The following is a 21,391-nucleotide window of genomic DNA, read 5'->3' as shown; positions in this document are numbered from 1 at the left end:
GCACGTCGTCGTAGGGGCACTTTGCGCGGATGGCCAGGGCGAGTTCCAGCCCCAGGCGCATCTTGTGGCGGGCGTCCGCGAGCAGTTCGCGGGCCTGGGCGTCCAGGCGTCTGCGGATGAAGGGTTCGTCCAGGCCGTCGATGCACAGGCGCAGGGCGCCCGAGAGGTAGTGGAACCCCGCTCCGGGCAGGAAGGCGGCCAGTCCCGTCTTGCCGTGGCGTCTGGCCCAGAGGGCGAAGAAGAGGAGCTTGAGGATCAGCTCGTCGGGCCGGGTGGCGTGGGAGACGTCGGGGAACACGGCCAGGTCGAGATTACCCGCCTTCATGGTCTCCACCAGTCCCTGGGCCTGCTCCATGGTGCGGGCCTCGTCCACCACGGGCGCTCCGAAGGCTCCGGAGAGTGTGATGAGCGTCTTGCCGGGGTTTTCGGCCACGGCCACGGCGCTGGCTGTCTGGCGGATCAGGACGAGCTTGCGGCTCCAGTCGCGCGTGAGGGCGCGGCCCTTGGCCTGGGCCATGCGGCGCAGGAGTTCCTCTTCCAGGGTGGAGGAGGCAGCCTGAAGCAGAAGCCGTGTGTAGGGCTCGGCCGCGTACTGGAGTTCCTGGGCCAGGGCGTCGGGCGTGCGGCGCTTGTCCACCAGGCGCTTCATGGAGAGCCAGTAGGCGGCGTACCCGGTGGCGGGGATGGTCAGGAGGTCCAGGGACTGCTGGGCCGGGCTTTGGTCGGTCATGCGTCATCTTGCAAAAACGCGGCGTCGGAGGCAAGACCTCCCCATGCGAGAATTGATCCTTCCCGGAGCGCCCGGCCGGTCGGACGCGGGCGCTTCGCCCCGGCGTCCCCCGGAAGAGGGAGCCCCCCTTTCCCCTTCGTGCTGCACCCCTGCGCCCCAACCATGCTGCACTCCGTCGGCCGCGCCTGGTCCCGAGGCGGATGCTTCACCATGCTGCGCGCCGCCCTCCCGGCCGTGCTGCGCTCCGTCGGCCGCGCCTGGTCCGGGGGCGGGCGCTCCGTCATGCTGCGCGCCTGCGGCCGCGTCTGGTCCGGGGGCGGGCGCGTCTCCCTGCTGCACTCCCGATCCGGCCCCCTCGTGCTGCGCCCCTTCGGGGGCGTCCTCCTGCTGCGGCCCGGCCGCGCCCGCCCTGCCGGAGATCCCCGGCTACCGTCGCTGGCATTTCGTGGAGCGTTTCCTGGAGACCCCGGCCGGACCCGTGCCGGTGGTGAAGACCCGCCTAGAGCGCCCCGACCGCCTGGGCGTGGCCCTGGTGCGCCTGGGCGTGGGACGCGGGAGCTACCGCGTGGCCCCGGGGCTCTACGCCGTTGGCTCGCCTGGGCCGGAGAGCCCGGTGCTGGCCACGGCCAACTACAAGCTCACCTTCGACGCCCTGCGCCGGGAGCTTGCGGGCCTGGACGCCTGGCTGCTGGTGCTGGACACCAAGGGCGTGAACGTGTGGTGCGCGGCGGGCAAGGGCACGTTCGGCACGCACGAACTGGTCCGGCGCATCCAGGCCGTGGGCCTGGAGCGCGTGGTGCGCCACCGCCGGGTGGTGGTCCCGCAACTGGGCGCGCCCGGGGTGAACGCCCGGGAGGTGAAGGCCGACAGCGGTTTCCGGGCGCTCTTCGGCCCGGTGCGCGCGGCCGACCTGCCCGCCTACCTGGCCGCCGGGATGAAGGCCACGCCCGCCATGCGCCGCGTGGACTTCCCGGCCGCCGAACGCGTGAAGGTGGGGCTGGTGGAATTCTCCAACGAACGCATGACGTTCGCCTGGGCGGCTGCGGCGTTCTTCGTGCTGGCTGGGCTCGGCAGCGGCTGGTTCAACCTTGCCCGGGCCTTCACGGGCCTGTGCTGGGGCATGGGGTCGCTTGTTCTGGGATTCCTGGCGGGCAACGTGCTCATGCCGCTGCTCCTGCCCCGGCTGCCGGGCCGCGCCTTCAGCCTGAAGGGGGCCGAGGCGGGATTCCTGGCGGGCGCGGCAGCGCTGCTGGCGGGGCTCCCGGCGGCGGGAGCGGCCGGGGCGTGGCTGGGGGCTGTGGTGGGCGGCAGTTGGTGGGGCATGCACTTCACGGGATCTTCCACATACACCTCGCCCACGGGCGTGGAACGCGAGATGCGCAGGGCCATCCCCGCCCAGGCCGCCGGGCTGCTGGCGGCCCTGGCCCTGTGGCGCTGGGGCCTGGGCTGGTAGGAGACGACGCGATGAACGCACTGCGCTACATCGAGGGCGTGGCAACCCTCACGCTGGACGAATCCCTCTGCACGGGGTGCGGCGCGTGCCGCGAGGTGTGCCCCCACGCGGTGTTCGGCCACGAACCCGGCAAGGCCCGGCTGGCCGACCCCGGGGCCTGCATGGAGTGCGGAGCCTGCGCCCTCAACTGCCCCGAGGGGGCTTTGAAGGTGAGCCAGGGCGTGGGCTGCGCCCGGGCCATCATCCACGGCTGGATCACCGGCGGTCCGCCCTCGTGCGACTGCGGGGGCGACGGCTCCTCCACCTGCTGCTGACGGCCCGCCAGACGAAGACCGCTTCCAGCGCGCTCGACGTCTCCCCGCAATCGCGACGGAGCGTCACGGCTCCGCCGGGCCGGACGCCGCACGCGTCCGGCCGGGAGCTCTCCGCTACTTCATGTACGACCCGCCCAGGGCGAAGCCAGGCCCCAGGAGCGGCCCCAGGCCGAAGTACTGCCGGGAGCCGGGGGCGTAGAGCACCGTGCCCATGCTCTCCAGGTTGATGCGCCCCTCGGGACCCACCACGCCGGGATCGGCCTTCACGTCCTTGATCTCGCCCACGAACTGGGTGTGCAGCCCCAGCTCGTGCACGTGGGCCAGCTGGCACTCCACCACGAGCGGAAACTCCTCGATGAAGGGGGCGTCCACCAGCTGGCTCTTGGCCGCCGTGAGCCCCGCCACCGCGAACTTGTCGGCGTCGCGCCCCGAGGCCATGCCGAAGTAGTCGGTCACGGCGGCCTGGTCCTGGCTCGGGATGCACACGGTGAAGGCGCGGCGGGCCATGATGCAGCCGTGGGTGTAGGTGGCGGCGCGCAGCGAGATGGCCAGGCACGGCCGCTTGGAGCAGCAGATGCCGCCCCAGGCGATGGTGGCGCCGGTGGCCTTTCCGGCCTGGTCGTAGGCGCAGACCACCCAGGCAGGTGTGGGAGAGGCCAGGGTCTTGGCCCCGAGGGATGTCTTCATGACCGATACTCCTTGGATGGCTGGTTACCAGCGGTTTTCGTGGACGCGCTCGGGCCGGAAGCGGTCGGCGCGCTGCGCGGGCTGCCCTGGAACGCCCACGGGAACCCAGCTGTGGGGGATCACCTGGGCGGGCACGCCCAGAAGCTTGCGGAAGTTCTCCACCCGGTCGGCCTCGGGCCACACGCCCACCCACACGGCCCCCAGCCCCTGGGCGTGCAGGGCCAGCAGCAGGTTCGAAACGGCGGCGGCGCAGTCCAGGGGCCAGTAGCCGGGATATTTCTCCAGCGCCGGATCGGCGCAGACCAGCACGCCCGCCTGGGCCTGGCGCGACATGGCCGCATACGGATGGAAACCCGGCACGGCGTCCAGCAAGGCGCGCTCGCGCACCAGGACGAAATGCCAGGGCTGGGCGTTGCCCGCGCTGGGAGCGCTCATGGCGGCCTCCAGGGCGGTGTTCAGGGCTACGGGGTCCACCGGGTCGGCGGTGAACTTGCGGATGGAGCGCCGGGTGAAGAGGCAGTCGAGGGCATCCATGAGTAACCTCCGTGGCGCGCAGGCGCGCCTCTGTCAGCTTTACGGCCCTGCTCTGGCGCGCAGGCGCGCCTCTCCCCTGCACCGGCTGGAGGGCGGCGTCAAGAACGGTCCCGGATGTTAGCGCCCCCTCCCGGAGGCCGGATCAGACCATGCCTTCGAGGGCCTCGACCACGGCGGCGACGTCCAGCTCCCCCAGGCCCTTGGACATGGCCTGGTTGAAGATTTGGAGGTTGGTGAAGGCGCTGGGGGCCGGGCAGCGCATGTCGGTGGCCGTGTCGGTGACGAAGCGCAGGTCCTTGTGCATGTGCTTGAGCGGGAACTGGGCCGGAAACTTGCGTTGCAACAGCATCTGTTCCTTGACCTTGAAGAGGTCGCAGGCAAGCGGCCCGCCCAGGGCCACCTGGAGCATGGCCTCGTCCGAGAGCCCCCCCGCGCGCCCGAACACGAGCATTTCGCAAAGGCCCTCCATCATGGAGGCCAGAAGCAGGTTCACGGACATCTTCATCATGGAACCCTTGGGGGCCTCGCCGCAGTAGACAACCTTCTTCCCCATGGACAAGAACAGGGGTTCCAGGGCGTCCACGGCGTCGCGCGGGCCGCCCGCGAGGATCACCAGCGCGCCCTGCTGGGCCGGGACCTTGGAACCCGACACCGGCGCGTCCACCAGCACGGCCCCGGCCGCCGCGAGCCTCCCGGCCAGGGAGGCGCAGTAGACCGGGGGGACGGTGCTCATGTTCACCACGGTCTTGCCCGGGCCCAGGGCCGGGCCCATGCCGTTCTCGCCCCAGAGCACGGCGTCGACGGCCTCGGGACCGGTGAGCATGAGCACCAGCACGTCGCGGCATCGGGCCAGCTCCAGTGGGGTGGCGGCAATCTCCAGGCCTTCGGCGTCCCCCGAGGCCAGGGGCGATCGGTTGTACACGGCCACATGGTGGCCGGCCTTGGCGGCGTTGCGCGCCATGGCCTTGCCCATGATGCCCATCCCGGCGAATCCGACGGCGAGTTTCATTTGTCTGGTCCTTGGGCTATGGGTTTCCCGGACGCCCGCGAGGCGGGCATCACAAGCCTATCCATCCGATCCGGGCGGCAAGTCAATGGACAACGTGACGCGCATCCTCCATCTGGACATGGACGCCTTCTTCGCCTCGGTGGAGCAGCTGGACGACCCGTCGCTGCGGGGCCTGCCCGTGATCGTGGGCAAGGGCGACCGGGGGGTGGTGTCCGCCGCGTCCTACGAGGCGCGGGCCTACGGGGTGCGCTCGGCCATGCCGGTGGCCCACGCGCGCAGGCTCTGCCCGCAGGGAGTGTTCGTGGCCGGGCGCATGAGGCGCTATGGCGAAATATCGCGCCAGGTGATGGCCGTGCTGGGCGAGTTCTCGCCCCTGGTGGAGCAGGCCAGCGTGGACGAGGCCTACATGGACGTGACCGGCACCGGCAGGCTCTTCGGCCCCCCGCAGGAGCTGGCGCGAAGGCTCCAGGCCCGGGTGCGCGAAGCGGTGGGGCTCTCCTGCTCGGTGGGCGTGGCCCCGGTGAAGTTCCTGGCTAAGATCGCCTCGGACTACCGCAAGCCGGGCGGCGTGACCGTCATCGAGGCCCACGAGGTGGAGGCCTTCCTGCGCGAGCTGCCCGTGGGGAAGATCCCCGGCGTGGGGGGCAAGACCCTGCCGCGCCTGACTTCCCTGGGCGTGAAGACCTGCGGGGACGTGCTGCGCTACTCGGCCGAATTCTGGGAGGCGCGCCTTGGCGAGTGGGGCCTGGCGCTGCACGCCCGGGCCGGCGGGCGGGGCTCCACGCACATCTCCACCAGCAGCGAGCCCAAGTCCTCCAGCGCCGAGAACACCTTCGAGAAGGACCTCACGGACCCCGAGGCCCTCAAGCGCTGGCTCCTGCGCCAGGCCGAGCGCGTGGGGCGCGACCTGCGCAAACACGGGCTGACAGGCCGCACCGTGACGCTCAAGATCAAGTTCAGCGACTTCAAGCAGATCACCCGCAGCCACACGCTGCCCGAGCCCACCGACGCCGACGAGGAGATCTTCGCCACGGCCTGCCGCCTGCTGGACCAGGAACGCCTGGCCAAGGCCGTGCGCCTGATCGGCGTGGGCGTCTCCAACTTCGCCAGGGGGCCGCGCCAGCTGGCCCTGCTGGAGGACCCGGTCCGGCAGAAGACCTCCAAGCTCGACCGCGCCGTGGACGCCATCCGCGACAAGCACGGCAAGGCCGCCGTGAAGCGGGGGCGGATCTTCGAGGAGTGAGGGCCGCCAAGCGGGCGTGATGACAAGCCCGGGCGCATCGTATAGCGTTGCGAAAAAATTTCTTTCAGACGTATTGCGCCGCACGCGCCCGGCCGCCCAGGAGTTCCCGCCGTGAAACCGTCCCCTCCCCTGCTCGTGAGGCTCCTGCTGGCCCTGACCAGCCGCTACAGCATCGTGCTCATCAACGCGCTACTCGTGACCATCGGCGTCCTCTCGCTCCACGAACTCGCGCCCCTGCTGTTCAACGCCCAGGACAACACGAAGGAAATGGAGGACATCGTGGAGAACCTGGGCGTGATCCTCATCGGCTACGGCGTGGCCATCGAGGAGCGCCACGCCTTCATGAACATCTTCAGGCTCTACCCCGAACACGAGGACAAGACCCAGGCCGCCGTGGACCACCACTGCCACGAATACGGCCTGTGCTACCTGCTGCTGGGGCTCTTCATGGAGGTGTGCGTGGCCCTGGTGAAGCTGCCGGACTCCATCGTGAACACCAGCCAGGAGGAGCTGCTCCTCTTCGGCATCGGCGCGGCGCTGCTGGCCTGGAGCGCCTGGCTCATGCTCAAGCACTGCCTGGTCCTGCTGCGGCCGGGGCGGCTCGACGCGCCCGAGGGGCATGGAGAGGGCTGAGCCGGGCCGCACTGGCTGCCCCGGCCGGACTGGAACGGAAGGGCGCTGACGGACGGGCCTCAGCGGGCTGCCGGATACAACAGCCCGTACATGGCCTGGTTCCCCAGAATCCTTTTCACATAGTCCCTGGTCTCCGTGTAGGGAATGAACTCCACGAACAACTCCTGGTCCAGGCCGCCCAGGAACTCGCGCCACACGCCCACCTTCACCCGCCCGGCGTTGTAGCCCGCCAGGGTCAGGGGCAGGCTGCCGCCGTATTCGCGGTAGCGCTCCAGGAAATAGCGAACCCCGAAGCGGATGTTCACGGCCGGGTCCTTGAGACTCTCGGTCTTGAAGCCCTTCTCCCCGTACTTCTCGGCCTGGCTTTTGGCCGTGGAGGGCAGAAGCTGCATGAGCCCCACCGCGCCCGCGCCGCTCACGGCGTCGGGGTCGAAGAAGCTCTCCTGGCGGATGAGCCCCCGGATGATGTCCGGGGACACGCCGCTGCCCGCCAGGTTGCGCTCGATCAGCTCGCCGTGGCGGCTGGGGTAGACCAGCTCCCGCAGCGGGGCCAGCGCCTCCCGCGAGCCCCTGGCCAGGCACGCCCGGAAGCCCCGCCCCACGGCGCGCACGGCGGCGGCGTGGTTGCCCAGGCTCTCGGCCAGGCGCGCGTAGCGCAGCACGCTGGCCGGGTCCTGTGGATGGAGCTGCACCAGCGCCGCAAGCTCGCGCTCGGCCAACTCGGGCAGGAGCGCCGCTTCCAGCAGGGCGGCCCGTTCCAGATAGGGGGCCGCGCCGGGCGGGGCCGAGGCGGCCGCGTCCGGGCAGGCGGGCGGGTCCCCGGCGACAGGGAGCGGCGCGCCAACGCCAACCCCGGACGCAACGGACGTCGGTGTCGGAGCCTGAGCTGAGAGCACGCCGGTCGCCTGGGACGAGACCTTGGCGACGCCTTCAGCCACAGCCGGGCCGGAGCCAGGGGCAGCCGCCGGAACGGACGCCGACCCGATCCCAGAAGCGCTGACCGGGACGGACGCCTGAGTGGAACCCGGTCCGCTCCCTGCGAGCGCCACGGCCGGAACGCTCACGCCCGCAGCCGCGTCCAGGGCCGCCAGACGCCGGGAGGCCAGCATGCCGTAGTAGCCGTTGGGCCATCGCGCGAGCACCCGGCGCAGGGCCTGGCGCGCGCCCTCGGGATCGCGCGCTTCCAGACGCGCGCGGCCGGTCCAGTACCAGGCCCCCGGGGCGTAGTCGGAATTGGGGAAGCGCTCCAGGAAGGCGGCCATATCCCCCACGGCCCCGGCCTGGTCGCCCAGGGCGTGGCGCAGAAGCCCCGCGAGCCACGCGGCCTGCTCGCGGGATTCGGTGGGCTCGGGGCCGGAGTCGGCCAGGGCGCGCGCCAGAGGCAGCGCCTCGGCGAAGCGTCCGCGTTCCACGGCCAGGAGCAGGAGCAGCCTGCGCGAAGCCTCTGCCAGGTCGGCTCCGTCGGGCAGGGAGCGGGAGGCATCCAGGGCCCGGCTCAACAGCCCCTCCATGGCCCTTGCGTCCTCCGGCCCCGAGAAGCGCCAGAGGGCGCGCCCCTGGTGGTAGAGCGACCACGCGGCCAAGGTGGGATCGGGCGAACGGGCCGCGTCCTCGAAGAGCTGGACGGCCGTCTCGGTGTCGCGCCGGCTGTAGGCGGCCTTGCCCCTCAGGTAGGCGGCGCGGAAGGGGTCGGACCCGGGCGCGGCGGCGTAGCGGTCGAGCAGCGGCAGGGCCTTGGCGGCCTGGGATCGGTCCAGAAGCGTCTCGATGCGCGCGCGCAGGGCCTCGGCGGAATCAGGGTCGTAGGAGGAGCGACCGGCGCGGAACAGGGCCTGGGCCTGTGGCAGGGCCTTCTCGGCCGAGGCGGTCCAGGGCAGGCTGGTGAACAGCTCCCGGTAGGTCTCCCCGGCGGCGCGGGCGTCTCCCGCCGCGGCGGCCAGGGGGGCGGACCGCCAGAGAGCCACGGCGCGCAGGGGCTGGTCCGGCAGGTCCAGGAAGCGGCGGTAGCGCGCCAGGGCCTCTGGCGAGCTCTGGGCCTCCAGGCAGTAGGCGGAGACGAGCAGGGCCTCGGCCCCAAGGACCGGATCGGACGGGTCAACGGAACCCAGATGCGCGAGCGCCCCGGCGGGGTCGTTCAGGCGCAGCCGCGCCGCCCCGGCGAAGAGCGCCGCCCAGGCGGACAGGGGGGAACGACCGGACGCCAGGGGCTCCAGCAGGGGCAGGGCCTCCTGCCATTGGCGGTTCTGGAAGCGCAGAACGCCCAGGGCCAGGGCGTTCTCGGCGGTGCGGGGCCTGGTTTCCAGGGCGGCGAGTCGGTTCCTGAGGTCCGGCACGTTGGGCGAGAGGGGTCGGGGCAGCGGGAGATCCCTGGGGGAATCGCCCGGAACGTCCTGGGCCAGGGCCGGGAGCGAGACCATGAGCAACAAGGCCAGGGCGAGAAGCGGTCGTTTCATGGCCCTATCCTAGGCCGTATCGCGCCCGTCGAAAAGACGGAAAAGGCCCGGACGGAGAACCGTCCGGGCCTTTCATTTCACTCTACGCGACCCTAGGCCTTCTGCACGGAAACGAAGAACTCCTGCATGGCCAGGCCGCCGCCCGGGGCGGACTCCACGCCCAGGCCGCCGGGCATGAGCTCGTTGTCCGAGACGCCCTTGCCGTTGGCCCTGGTCTCCACCGGGAGGCGATGGCCGAAGCCGTGGACCATGAAGGCCGCCTCGGGGTGGATGAACTCGGTGACGAAGGCCTTGATGCGCCCCGTGTGGCCGTTGGAGGAAACGGTCACCGCGTCGCCGTCCTTGACGCCCAGCTCCTTGGCCCTGGCGGTGTTGATCCACAGGACGTTCTCGGGGAACTGCTCGTTGAGCAGCGGGTTGTTCACGGTGTGGCCCTGGGTGTGGGTGCCCACGCGCCCGAAGGCGATGCGGAACTTGCCCGCCGGGGGCGACTGGGGCGAGACGTAAACAGGCAGGGACTCGTACCCGGCCTTTTCCCACTTCTCGCTGACCATCTCCAGCTTGCCCGAGGGCGTGGCGAACTTGAGGTCTTCCACGGAGAGGTAGCGGGGGTCGGCGGCCAGACCCACGAAGCCTTTCTTGTCCAGGTCGGCCATGGAGACGCCGGTGCCGTCCAGCTGGTAGTTCCAGATGTCCTCGATGGACTTGAAGGCGAAACCCTCGATGCCCAGGCGTTCGGCCAGGCCGGACAGGATCTCCCAGTCGGCGCGGGTCTCGAAGCGGGGCTGGAGGGCGCGCTGGCGGTAGAAGAACTGGGGCTTGAGGCCGCCCTTCTGGGCGATGATGGACTCGCGCGAGAGATACGGCGACATGGGCAGCACCACGTCGGCGTACCAGGCCGTGTCGGACCAGGAGAAGGTGACGGCCACCAGGAGGTCCAGCTTGTCCCAGATGCGGCGGATGGCGTCGGGGTCGGGCATGGCCATGAGAGGGTCGTGGCGCATGGCGATGTAGGCCGAGACGGGGTACGGGTCGCCGGTTTCGATGGCCTCGAAGGCCTTGTGGAGCAGGCCCGGCCCGGCGTCGTGGGCGGGGAGCTTCCAGCCCACGCCGTCGGCGCGCTTCTCCTCGGGCTTGGGGAAGAGGTCCACGAGCTTCTTGATGCCCTTGCGGCCCACGTCCTTGGGCGTGCTGGCCAGGGGCAGGCCGCCCTTGGCCCCGATGGAGCCCAGCAGGGCGTTGATGATGTAGGCGGTGCGGCTGACGTAGAAGGAGTCCTTGTAGCGGGCGGTCATCCAGCCGGGGTGCCAGATCACGTGGGGCGCGGCCTTGGAGAGGTCCTTGGCCAGCTGCACGATGGCCTTGGCCTCCACGCCGCACTCGCGGGCGGCGAACTCGGGCGAATAGGGCTCCACGAAGGTGCGCAGGCGGTCGAGGTCCTTGATCCAGAGCTCGGCGAAGTGCTTGTCGTAGAGGCCCTTGTGGAGCAGCTCGTGGATCACGGCCAGGTTGAAGGCGTAGTCGGTGCCGGGGCGGATCATGAAGAAGTTGTCCGCCTTGGAGGCCGTGACCGTGGCGCGGATGTCGATGCAGGTGAGCTCCGCGCCCTTGGCGATGCCGTCCAGCACGCTGTTGACCTCGGCCACGTTGATGGCCTCGAAGATGTTGCGCGTCTGGAGCACGACGTGCTTGGCGTTGGAATAGTCGTACACCAGGTCGGTGCGGGCCAGCCCCGTCACGGAGCGGCAGGCGTGCTGCACGTTGCGGGCGCAGGAGACGTCGTGGTTGCAGTAGTTGGGCGAGCCGATGGCGCGCATGAAGCCCTGGTGCAGGTCGACAAAGGGGCCGCCACGGTCGGAGAAGAGGACGGTGCGCGGACCGTGGCGCTCCATGAGCTCCTTGAGCTTGCCGGCCACGTGGTCGAGGGCTTCGTCCCAGCTTACGCGGGCCCATTTGCCTTCGCCGCGCGCTCCGGTGCGGATCATGGGGTGCTGCGGACGTTCGGCGTCGGCTTCGAGGGCGGGCCCTGCCGCTCCGCGCGCGCAGAGCGCGCCCTTGAGCGGGGAGTTGGGGTTGCCCTGGATGAAACGGACCTCGCCGTCTTCCACGTCCACCAGAATGGGGCAGCGCACGGTGCACATGCCGCAGACGCTGAAGACTTCCTTCTTGGACATGAACGCCTCCTGGCTGAATCGCGGTTGGAACAATCTGGGGTGCGCGGTTGCAAGAGCGGAAGCATCCAACCGCTGTCCACCTCCGTAACAGTTCCGAAAAATCATGACAAGACGGCGCGGCGCTTGGGATAATAATAACATGGCTTGTCGTGACGGCGAATTGACCGTATGGAGTCGGGGCGCACTCTGGAAGAAAACAATCCATACTGTTGCGGTGTGATTTCCAGGCCGCCACGGCATGTTCGGAAAGAGCGCGGGAAGACGCACTGCTTTGGGAGACCCCTTGAAAAGCCTTTTGTTGCAGCGCGTTACCGGCGAAGCGATCCACCCAGTCGCTCCTCCGGCCGGCGAAGCGGACGTCGGCCTTCGAGGCTGCCAGGGTGGGCGGACCGCAGCCGGAAGCGCCCTTCGGGAGGTCGTACCTGCCGGACAGGGCCAGGGACGTTGCGACAAGACGGACTGCGAAGGTTTCTCACAAGAAGAGAAGCAGTTGCGCTTTTCTTTCCAGGGTGTAATACTTCCAGGGAGTATCGACAGAATTTAATATTCCCAAGGGTACCGATAGATACACCCGATAGAGTAGACCGACAGGGCCGGAGCGGACCGCGCGCGGGGGCGCGTCGGGACGACGGGGGACGCCCCCCGGAGGCATCCGGCGGAAACAGCCAAGGCGGCTTCGGGCCGCGGGGGAAAGCATGAGCCTCTACTACATCAAGACCGACGCCAAACGCTGCATCAGCTGCAAGGCCTGCGAGGTGCACTGCAAGTCCAAGAACCGGGTTCCCTTGGGCGCCAGGCTCGGCCAGCTGGTCAGCGTCGGGCCGGTGAACAAGGCGGGCAAGCCCAGGATCATGAGCCTGTTCATGCCCTGCTTCCACTGCGAGGAGCCCTGGTGCGTCTCCGCCTGCCCCACCGGGGCCATGACGCGGCGCGAAAAGGACGGCATCGTCTTCGTGCAGACCAAGCTCTGCGTGGGCTGCAAGGCCTGCATCATCGCCTGTCCGTGGAACGTCCCCCAGTGGGACGAGGCCTCTGGCAAGGCCATCAAGTGCGACTTCTGCCGCGACCGGCTCGACGCCGGGAAGAATCCGGCGTGCGTGACGGGCTGCTGCGCCCACGCCCTGGAGTTCGTGCGGCCCAACGTGGCCTCGCGCTCGGTGCGGGCCTCGTGGGGCGAAAAGCTTTTGAAGCACCAGTTGGAGGAAGGGGGGCTCTAGTTTCGCGACGTTGAAAAACATGAATGTGTTTTTCAAAATGAATATCAATGGTTTTGGCTGCTTGTCTTGACAATCCGTATGGACGGATTTTGAGGACGCAACACTAGGCCCTTGGCGAGAGTGAGGCCGCGCCCCGGCGCGGGAACCGTGGACACAAGGAGACGCTAGCGATGTCGAGAAAACGTGCGATTGTGGCGATGGTGATGCTGTGCCTGGTCATGGCGTCGTATTACGTGCCCTTCGGTCAGGCCCAGGACAAGGCGGCAGACCCCGCCCAGGCCCCTGCCGCCGCCGCGGCCCCCGCCTCGGGCGCCATCACCCTGAACGTGGACAAGACCGCCCTGAAGAACGGCGGCGAGGTCAAGGTGACGGGCAAGGCCCCTGCGGGCAAGGGCGTGTACCTGGAAGTCTGGAACGACAACAAGGTGCGCTCGGTGTTCTTCGACAGCGCCAAGCCCAACCCCGAGACCCCGCCTCCCTACAAGCTCTACCTCACCGAAGGCCTGCCCGCATTCTACCAGATCTATCTGCCCAAGGACAAGGCCGAGGCCCTCTCCAAGGTCGCGGGGTCGGGGCCCAAGTTCCAGTATTCGCAGGTGCTCAAGGAGCTCGGCGCGGACGTGGCCTACAACGTCCCGTCCAAGATCGCCATCGACGCCTTCCAGTCCACCATCATGGCCTCCATCCTCGGCTCGCGCGGAGAACCCCTGCCCAAGCTCGACGCCCAGGAGACCAAGCGCCGCTCCATGCAGCTCACCAAGGCCCGTTTCCGCAACAAGGGCAAGCTGCTCTCCGCCACCGTGGACGTGGCCCCCGACGGCGCGTATTCCGCCGTGGTGAAGATCCCCGACGGAAGCGCCCCCGGCAAGTACAGCATCGTGGCCTATGCCGACAAAGAGAAGAGCGCCCCCGCCGTGGTGGAGAACTCCATCGCCTTCCCCGTGCTCTACATGGAGAACGCCGGTACCTCCATGAACATCATCTACCCCTTCCTGCTCACCCTGGGCATCGGCGTGTTCGGCGTGCTCATGGGCGCGGGCGGCGGCTTCCTGCTCAACCCCATCCTGCTCTCCATCTGGCCCGTGCTGCCCCACACCGTGGTGGCAGGCACCGTCACCCCCACCGTGCTCTTCTCCCAGGGTTCGGGCATCGTGAACTACTCCAAGATCAAGTTCATCAGCTGGAAGCTGGGCGTGGTCATGGGCCTGGCCATGGCCGCCGGCGGCTTCATCGGGCCAAAGCTCACGGAACTGATCACCCTCGACCAGTTCAAGTTCGTCTTCGGCTGGATCCTCCTCGTCCTGGGCGCCCTCATGTTCTGGCAGACCACCCCCGGGTATCTGGAAAAGAACAAGAAGGAGCAGGCCATCCTCAAGGAATTCAAGAAGCGCGCCGAGGAAAACGCCAAGGCCAAGGCCTAACCAGAGAGCGAAAGGAGACATTCCATGTATATGATCGTTGAATTCTGGGGCCACGAGTTCAAGGTGAACATCGTGATCGGCTGCATCGGGGCCTTCATCCTGGCCATTGTGGCCTCCATGTTCGGCTTCGGCGGCGGCCCCTTCATGGTGCCCCTGATGACCGTTGTGCTGGGCCTGCCCATGTACCTGGTGGTGGGCAGCTCGCTCCTGGCCATCTTCTTCAACACCGCCATGAGCTCCATCCGCCATTACCAGTTCGGCAACTTCGACCTGACCTTCTTCCTGATCATGTTCCCGGCCGCCATCCTGGGCGGCTACATCGCCCCCCAGATCGCCAAGCGCATCAGCCCCCTGTGGGTGAAGCGCGTGGCCGTGGTGGGCCTGGCCCTCCTGGGCCTCTCCCTGCTGGGCCTTTTCTAGACCCGGCCTGCATTCGGCTTGCGAGGCCCCGTCCGGCTACGGACGGGGCCTTCGTTTTGCACGCGTTTACAAACCGTAGTGCATCTGAGATGAAGGCCTTGCCGTCGGCAACCGGCGGGCGCAACATGGAAAAAGTAAAGGCCTGCCTCGTTCAAGCGCTCCTGTTCCTCCTCGTCTCAGGGACGGGGTTCTATCACTTCGTCCTCGTGAATGAACAGGAGCGCCGGCAGGACCGGGCAGGCCTCGAGACGCTCTGCACCGCCAAGGCGGAGGACATCCGCGCACTGCTGGGCCAGCTCGTGGACGCCGCAAGGGTCCTGTCCGCCCTGGCCTCGCGCGAGCGCGGCGCGGAGCATGGGGCGAACCTGCGCGAGCACGCCCGCGCCACCATGAACATCTTCCCCGCCGTGGAAACCCTCTGCCTGGCTGATGCCGGGTTGGTCACACAGGTTTATCCGGCCCGGGGCTTCGAACCCCTCACCGGCATGGAGCTGCCGGGCCTGGCCCCCCTCGCGCGCGCGGGACGCGAACGCCCGGACGACCCCCAGAGCCTTTCCCTGGGCTCCCTGCGTCTGGGACACGGCGTCCGCGCGCTCTACGCGCGCGCGCCGTTCGACAGTGCCGGCCTCTCCCGGGCCATGGCCGTGGCGTTCATGGGCGTGGAACGACTGGTTGAACGCGCCGGACTGGACACCCTGTCCCAAAGCGGCGTGGCCTTCCTCCTGGAGGAGTCCGCCGGACAGGGAACCTTGCGTCTGGCGGGCGCGGGCTGGGAGGACAACCTGCAGGAGACGGCCCGCACGCTGGTCTTGTCGGGCATGGAGTTGACGTTGCGCATGGGCCGCCCCGACCAGCCGGCTCGCGGCATGCCCTGGGCTGCTGCGGCCTCGGCCGCAGCGGGCCTTGCGGTCCTGTTCCTGTCCAGGATTCTGCACAAGGGGTCCGCGCGCCTGCGCGCCCTGTCCCAACGCCGGACGCAGCGTCTGAAGTGCGTGTGCAAAAGGCTCGCCGCAGAGATCCGCGCGAGAGAGAAGGCCCGGAGAGAGCTCGCGGACGCGCGCCGTATGGGTCGGGGCATGTTCCTGTCCAACCCGGCGGCGCTCCTTCTGGCCGACCCCTCCACCCTCTGCGTCGCGGAGGCCAACGAGGCCGCCTCCCGCCTGCTGGGCCGGACGCCGGACGCCCTGGCCCGGACGCCCCTGGCCCGGCTCTTCCACCTCGACGACGGCGACGTGGGACGCCTGGCCGCCATGGCCATGCGCGGCCAGGGCGGCACGCAGCCCTGCAGGATCGACGGACCGACGGGTGAAACGCGGCTCGCGGAAATCCGCTGCGGCTGCCTGCGCGAGGGCGACACCCTCCGGCTGCTCTTCGTGCTTCAACTCGCTGAGGCAAAGGCGGACGCGCCGGAGCGCATGGAGCGTCCCCAAGGCGACGCCGAGGCACTGCTCGAAGGCCTGGACTGCGCCTTCCTCGCCCTGGACCGCCAGGGAAGCCTGAGCTACGCCAGCAGCAACGTGGCAGCCTGGACAGGAATTGAACCCTCCCGCATCGCAGACGCCTCGTTTCTGACGCTCCTGGCACCGGAAGAGCGCGCCGCTGCCTGGAAGCGATTCCAGAACATGGCCCAGGGCCGCGTGCGCGCCTACTCCGCGCTGCAACGCGTCACCCGCCCGGACGGCGCATCCACCACGGCGGCCATCCGGACGTGCGCCGTGCACGACCCGCTCGGACGCTTCACCGGGGCCTTCAGCGCGGTCATGGACGTCACGGACCTGTCCCTCCAGCCGCCCCCCCCGGTGGATTTCTCCGCCCTCGGGCACGACCTGCGCACCCCCCTGAACGCCGCCATGGGACTCGCCGAACTGACACTGCACGCCGGGGGGCTTTCCGCAACACAGCGCGACAACCTCCTGCGCATCCTGGACGCCTGCCGTCAGGCCTTGGAAACCATTGCCGCCGTACTGGACCGGAACGCGGCCCCCTCCGCTCAGGGCCGCGCCTCGAAGGGACACCCGACCGACCCTCGGAATGCGGCGTCCGCAACGCCCCTCCCCGTGGATCAGCGCCTGGTCGGCCGTCGCGTGCTCGTGGTGGAGGACGACCCCCTGAGCCGCCACACGGCCGCCCGCATGCTCGCCCTGGGCGGCGTGGAGGCCGTGCTGGCCGAGGACGGCGAGAACGCCCTGAGGGAACTGGCCCACGGCGACATCGACCTGGCGCTCCTGGACCTCGGGCTGCAGGACATGGACGGCTATCAGGTGCTGCAAGCCATCCGTGGCCTGCCCGGAGGCGCCGAACTCCCCGTGGTGGCGCTCACGGGCCGGGCCTCCGGCCAGGAGCGCGAGCGCTCCCTGGCGGCGGGCATGGACGGACACCTCACCAAACCCCTGGATTCGGCCAGGCTGTTCGAGGAACTGGCCGCGCAACTGCTCGGCTCCTCGCGGAGCGGGCGATCGCTCCCGGTGCTGGACAGCACACGCGCCCTGGGCCAGCTCATGGGCAATCGCGCCCTGTACCGCAGGCTGCTGGCCAGCTTCCTGCGCGACTACGCCAGCCTGGGCGACGCCATGGCAGAGAGCCTGGCGCGCGGCGAGCGCGAGGCGCTCATCGAGACGGCGCACACCGTGAAGGGTCTGGCAGGAAGCCTCGGCGCGCCTGCACTGGCCCGGGCCTGCCTGGATCTGGAGGCGGCGCTGCGCCGCCTGGACGGACAGGAGCACGGGGCCATGCTGGCCTTCCGCGAAGCCCTGGACGCCTTCCTGGAGCGGGCGGGACGCCACCTGACGGACCAGGAACTGTCAACAAATTGAAAAATCGACCTTTTTTTCTCCTAGCCTTGTCCGACGCAAATCCGCTATGCCTCTGGCACCCGACGGGGCGCACAAGGCCCCTTGCGCGTGAGTGAAACGTGAGCAGCAGTCCCAGAGTTCTCTTCACCCATCCTGGCAAGGACGCCGCCGAGCACCTGGCGGCCAGCCTGGCCAAGGCTTCCTTCGATCCGGTCTGGTCCTGGACCGACGGTCCGCAGGCCCTTGAAGCCGCCCTGCGGGAGGGCGAGTGGGACATGCTCGTGGTCTCGTCGGCCCTGTCGGCAGCCGATCTGGGCCGCTGCCTGAATCTGGCGCGCGAACTGCGCCCGGGGCTCCCGGTGCTGCTGACCTCCCACGGCGAGGACGCCTGGCAGGAGGTGGCCCTGGCCCTGGAGGGCGCGGGGCCGGTGGGCTTGACCCGCCAGGACCAGCTGGCCCTGGCCTTCAGCCGCCGCCTCACCCGCAACCTCGTGGGGCACTCGCGCACCGCGAGCGCCGGGGACATCCGCCAGGGCGCTTTCTTCGCCCAACTCTTCGAGAACTTTCCCCAGGCCATCACCGTGGTGGACGCCCAGGATGTCGTGGTGGAGATCAACCGCGGCTTCGAGGAACTCTTCGGCTACACCCCGGACGAGGCGCGGGGCCGCAGGATCCAGGACCTGGTGGTCCCCGGCGACATGGCCGAGGACTCCTCGGACCTGCGCCGCCGGGCCACCATGAGCGCCACCGTGCAGCGCGAGACCGTGCGCGTGCGCAAGAACGGCGAACGCGTCCACGTGCTGGTGGTCTCCTGCCCCGTCAACGTCGGGGGCACGCCCCTGGGCATGTTCTGGACCTACATCGACATCACCGCCCGGCGCGAGGCCGAGGAGGCCCTGCGCCTGGCCGAGAAGCAGTACCGGAGCGTGGTGAACAACGCCGTGATGGGCATCTTCCAGGCCACCCTGGACCTGAAGCTCACCATGGTCAACCCGGCCCTGGCGGCCATCCTGGGCTGCTCCTCCACGGAGGAGCTGCTGGCCCGACCCGAACAGTGCGAACTCTTCCTGGGCGACCCCGAACAGGCCCTGGAGCTGTGGCGCAGGCTCGACGAGTCGGGCGCGGTGTCCGGCCTGGAAGTGCTGGTGAGCCGTCTGGACGGCCAGCCCATCTGGCTGGCCCTCTCGGCGCGCATGGTGCAAGGGCCGGGCGGCGCGCGCTTCCTGGAAGGCACGGTGGAGAACGTCACGGCCCGCAAGCTGGCCGAGGAGCGCCTGCGCCACGCCGAAGAGAAATTCCGGGCCATCTTCGAGAACGCCCAGGAGGGCATCTGCCAGTCCACGCCCGAAGGGCGCTTCCTCTCGGCCAACCCGGCCCTGGCGCGCATCCTGGGCTACGACTCCCCCGCGCGGCTCATGGAAGAGTGCACCGACATCCCCGCCATGCTCTACGTCAACCCCGAGCGGCGCGAGGATTTCCGCGCCGTGCTGGAGCGCGAGGGACGCGTGGCGGCCTTCGAATCCCAGGTGTACCGCAAGGACGGGCGCGTCATCTGGATCAGCGAGCATTCCCGCGTGGTGCGCGACGCCACGGGACGCCCCCTCTACTTCGAGGGAACCATCATCGACATCTCCAAGCGCAAGCGCGCCGAGAAGGAACTGCGCCGCGCCGAGGCCAAATACCGCTCCATCTTCGTCAACTCCCTGGACGGCATCTACCAGGCCGACACCAGCGGGCATTACGTCTCGGCCAACCCGGCCCTGGCGAGCATCCACGGCTACACCTCGCCTGAAGAATTCATGGAAGCCCAGGGCCTCACCGGCCCACAGCACGTGGACAGCGCCCGGCGCGCCGAATTCATGCGCCTGCTCACGTCCACGGGCCGGGTGCTGGGCTTCGAGTCCGAGCTGCGCCGCCAGGACGGCGCGACGATCTGGGTCAGCGAGTCCGCCTGGGAGGTGCGCGGCGAGGACGGCCAGCTCCAGTACTACGAGGGCATGGTCCAGGACATCACCGCCCGCAAGACCGCCGAAGACCAACTGCGCCACCAGGCCTTCCACGACGCCCTCACCGGGCTGCCCAACCGCATCCTCTTCATGGACCGCCTGGACTGGGCGCTGCACCGCGCCCAGCGCAAGCACTCCTACCGCTTCGCCGTCTTCTTCCTGGACCTGGACCGCTTCAAGATCATCAACGACAGCCTGGGCCACCAGGCCGGCGACGCCCTGCTCGTGGAGGTCTCCGACCGGCTGCGCAAGGCGCTGCGCCCCATGGACACCGTGGCCCGCTTCGGCGGCGACGAGTTCGCCGTGCTCGTGGACGACATCTCCGGCACCCTGGACGCCACGCACATCCTCTCGCGGATCATGGCCGAGGTCTCCAGGCCCTACGCCATCCAGGGCCGCCAGGTGTTCACCTCGGCCAGCGTGGGCGTGGTGCTCAAAACCTGGACCTACGAACGCCCCGAACACCTCCTGCGCGACGCCGACATCGCCATGTACCGCGCCAAGGCCCTGGGCAAGGACCGCTACGAGATCTTCGACCCCACCCTGCACCAGACAGCCACCTCCCTGCTCCAGATGGAGACCGACCTGCGCCTCGCCGTGGAGCGCCACGAGCTGATGCTCTACTACCAGCCCATCGTGGACATCGCCTCCGGGCGCATCGAGGGTTTCGAGGCCCTGGCGCGCTGGAACCACCCCCGGCGCGGCATCGTGCCCCCGGCCGAGTTCATCCCCGTGGCCGAGGAGACGGGGCTCATCATGGTCATCGGCGGCTGGGTGCTGCGCAGCGCCTGCCGCCAGCTGGCCCAGTGGCTCAAGCTCCGGCCCGACGGCGCGCCCCTCTCCATGAGCGTGAACCTCTCCGCCAAGCAGTTCATGAGCCTCGACCTGGTGGGCGAGATCAAGGCCATCCTCGACGAGACGGGCATCCCCCCGGAGACCCTCAAGCTGGAGATCACCGAGACCAAGGTCATGGAGAACGCCGAATTCGCCTCGCGCATGCTCACCCACCTCAAGGACCTGGGGGTGAAGATCAGCATCGACGACTTCGGCACGGGCTACTCCTCCCTGGCCTACCTGCACCGCTTCCCCCTGGACACCCTGAAAATCGACCGCAGCTTCGTGGGCAAGATGGGCGACGGCCAGGAGAACTCCGACATCGTGGGGGCCATCGTGGGCCTGGCCCACAACCTGGGCCTGGAAGTGGTGGCCGAGGGCGTGGAGCTGCCCGGGCAGCTGGACGAACTGCACGGACTGGCCTGCCAGCTGGGTCAGGGCTACCTCTTCTCCAAGCCCGTGCCGCCCGAGGAGGCCGAGGCCCTCCTGACCCAGGACTCCTTTCCCGGCCAATAGGCACGGGCTCTTCCCGCACCCCGGCCGCCCCCCGGCCGCGCCCCGGTCGCGCCCCGGTCGCGCCCTGTCGCCACGCCTTGACAGCCCATGGAATCCGGGGCTAGACAACCAACTCAACCGCCTGTTTTCCTTGGCCAGCCTCAACAGCCGGAGACGGTCATGCGCGTGCTCATCGTCGACGACGACTTCTACTCCCGCAGTTTCCTGGAGTACATCCTCCACCCCTACGCCCTGTGCGACGTGGCCGAGAACGGCGAGGAGGCCATCATGGCCTTCCAGCAGGCCCTCAAGCAGGCCAAACCCTACGACCTCGTCTGCATGGACCTGCGCATGCCCGAGATCGACGGGGCCACCGCCATGCGCGAAATCCGCGACGTGGAAAAGGACAGGGGCGTGCCCAGGGAGCGACAGGCCAAGATCATCATCACCTCGGTGCTCGAAGACGCCGAGGACACCCACAACGCCATGTTCCTGGGAGACGCCACGGCCTTCCTCCAGAAGCCCATCGAGGAAAAGGCCCTCCTGGCCGAAATGAAGCGCCTGGGGCTTATCGCAGAGCACTAGGCCGCCGGGGACGCGCCGTGCCCGCAGGGCCAAGCCGTCCCCGCCCTTGCCTTCTTCCCCGCTTTGCCGCATGGTGGGCAGCATGGGAAAACATCTGCTGCTCCTGGGCGGCGGCCACGCCCACCTGAGCGTCCTCAAGGCGGCCTCCGTCTTCCGTGACGCCGGGCACCACGTCACCCTGGCGAGCCCTGCGGACCATCACTACTACTCGGGCATGGGGCCGGGCCTGCTCTCGGGCCTCTACGCCCCGCGCGAATGCCGCTTCAACGTGCGCGCCATGATCGAGAACGGCGGCGGCACGTTCATCCGCTCCCGCCTGGCCTCCCTGGACCCCGCGCGCCGCTCATTTCCCACCCAGCCCGCCGAAGCGACCCGCATGCAACGGCAGCCC

Annotated in this window: 14 protein-coding genes and 2 pseudogenes; 10 read left to right on the top strand and 6 right to left on the bottom strand. The window is 69.2% G+C overall.

Features of this window, described 5'->3' with window-relative positions; translation table 11 throughout:
• On the bottom strand, positions 1-730 hold a 730-nt coding region (locus tag ACV4UX_RS09940), incomplete at its 3' end, for a hypothetical protein (protein WP_491593132.1).
• A gap of 43 nt (positions 731-773) precedes the next feature.
• Between ACV4UX_RS09940 and hgcA the strand changes: the two genes are divergently transcribed.
• Positions 774-2,183, top strand: coding sequence for a mercury methylation corrinoid protein HgcA (gene hgcA, locus ACV4UX_RS09935; RefSeq protein ID WP_491593131.1), 1,410 nt, complete (start codon positions 774-776; stop codon positions 2,181-2,183).
• A gap of 11 nt (positions 2,184-2,194) precedes the next feature.
• On the top strand, positions 2,195-2,497 hold the full coding sequence (gene hgcB, locus ACV4UX_RS09930; RefSeq protein WP_491593130.1) for a mercury methylation ferredoxin HgcB: 303 nt from the start codon (positions 2,195-2,197) through the stop codon (positions 2,495-2,497).
• A 114-nt stretch (positions 2,498-2,611) separates the two neighbouring features.
• Here the strand turns inward: hgcB and ACV4UX_RS09925 are convergent, their stop codons facing one another.
• The 3 genes from ACV4UX_RS09925 to ACV4UX_RS09915 all read right to left on the bottom strand — a co-directional run bounded on the left by ACV4UX_RS09925 (position 2,612) and on the right by ACV4UX_RS09915 (position 4,727).
• Positions 2,612-3,184: a flavin reductase family protein gene (locus ACV4UX_RS09925; protein ID WP_491593129.1), complete on the bottom strand. Its 573-nt coding sequence runs from the start codon at positions 3,182-3,184 to the stop codon at positions 2,612-2,614.
• Between the two features lie 24 nt (positions 3,185-3,208).
• Entirely contained in the window at positions 3,209-3,718 is a 510-nt protein-coding gene (locus ACV4UX_RS09920; protein WP_491593128.1) for a nitroreductase family protein, read from the bottom strand.
• Between the two features lie 142 nt (positions 3,719-3,860).
• Positions 3,861-4,727, bottom strand: a complete 867-nt coding sequence (locus ACV4UX_RS09915) for an NAD(P)-dependent oxidoreductase (protein WP_491593127.1) — start codon at positions 4,725-4,727, stop codon at positions 3,861-3,863.
• 94 nt (positions 4,728-4,821) lie between these two features.
• Here ACV4UX_RS09915 and ACV4UX_RS09910 point away from each other — a divergent pair, with 94 nt between their 5' ends.
• A complete protein-coding gene (locus ACV4UX_RS09910) occupies positions 4,822-5,970 on the top strand; it encodes a DNA polymerase IV (protein WP_491593133.1) in 1,149 nt (382 codons plus the stop codon).
• Positions 5,971-6,081: 111 nt separating this feature from the next.
• Entirely contained in the window at positions 6,082-6,603 is a 522-nt protein-coding gene (locus ACV4UX_RS09905) for a hypothetical protein (RefSeq protein ID WP_491593126.1), read from the top strand.
• A 59-nt stretch (positions 6,604-6,662) separates the two neighbouring features.
• Here ACV4UX_RS09905 and ACV4UX_RS09900 read toward each other — a convergent pair whose 3' ends face one another.
• Positions 6,663-9,056: a transglycosylase SLT domain-containing protein gene (locus ACV4UX_RS09900; RefSeq protein WP_491593125.1), complete on the bottom strand. Its 2,394-nt coding sequence runs from the start codon at positions 9,054-9,056 to the stop codon at positions 6,663-6,665.
• Positions 9,057-9,148: 92 nt separating this feature from the next.
• A complete protein-coding gene (locus ACV4UX_RS09895) occupies positions 9,149-11,230 on the bottom strand; it encodes a molybdopterin-dependent oxidoreductase (protein ID WP_491593124.1) in 2,082 nt (693 codons plus the stop codon).
• Positions 11,231-11,925: 695 nt separating this feature from the next.
• On the opposite strand from ACV4UX_RS09895, the gene ACV4UX_RS09890 reads away from it, so the two are divergent.
• From ACV4UX_RS09890 to ACV4UX_RS09865, 6 genes and pseudogenes are all read left to right on the top strand, one after another.
• Positions 11,926-12,447 (top strand): 4Fe-4S dicluster domain-containing protein, encoded by a 522-nt coding sequence (locus ACV4UX_RS09890; RefSeq protein WP_173083769.1) that lies wholly within the window; start codon positions 11,926-11,928, stop codon positions 12,445-12,447.
• A 170-nt stretch (positions 12,448-12,617) separates the two neighbouring features.
• A pseudogene (locus tag ACV4UX_RS09885) lies at positions 12,618-14,288 on the top strand (sulfite exporter TauE/SafE family protein).
• Positions 14,289-14,413: 125 nt separating this feature from the next.
• The gene (locus ACV4UX_RS09880; protein WP_491593123.1) at positions 14,414-17,101 is read left to right on the top strand and encodes a response regulator; all 2,688 of its coding nucleotides are present in this window, start codon (positions 14,414-14,416) and stop codon (positions 17,099-17,101) included.
• Between the two features lie 98 nt (positions 17,102-17,199).
• Entirely contained in the window at positions 17,200-20,436 is a 3,237-nt protein-coding gene (locus tag ACV4UX_RS09875) for a sensor domain-containing protein (RefSeq protein ID WP_491593122.1), read from the top strand.
• 159 nt (positions 20,437-20,595) lie between these two features.
• The gene (locus ACV4UX_RS09870) at positions 20,596-21,000 is read left to right on the top strand and encodes a response regulator (RefSeq protein ID WP_491593121.1); all 405 of its coding nucleotides are present in this window, start codon (positions 20,596-20,598) and stop codon (positions 20,998-21,000) included.
• A gap of 82 nt (positions 21,001-21,082) precedes the next feature.
• Positions 21,083-21,391, top strand: a pseudogene (locus ACV4UX_RS09865) (hypothetical protein); the annotation flags it as partial.

It is taken from the genome of Fundidesulfovibrio sp. (genome assembly GCF_058402725.1).
This window is presented reverse-complemented; position numbering and strand designations above follow the sequence as displayed.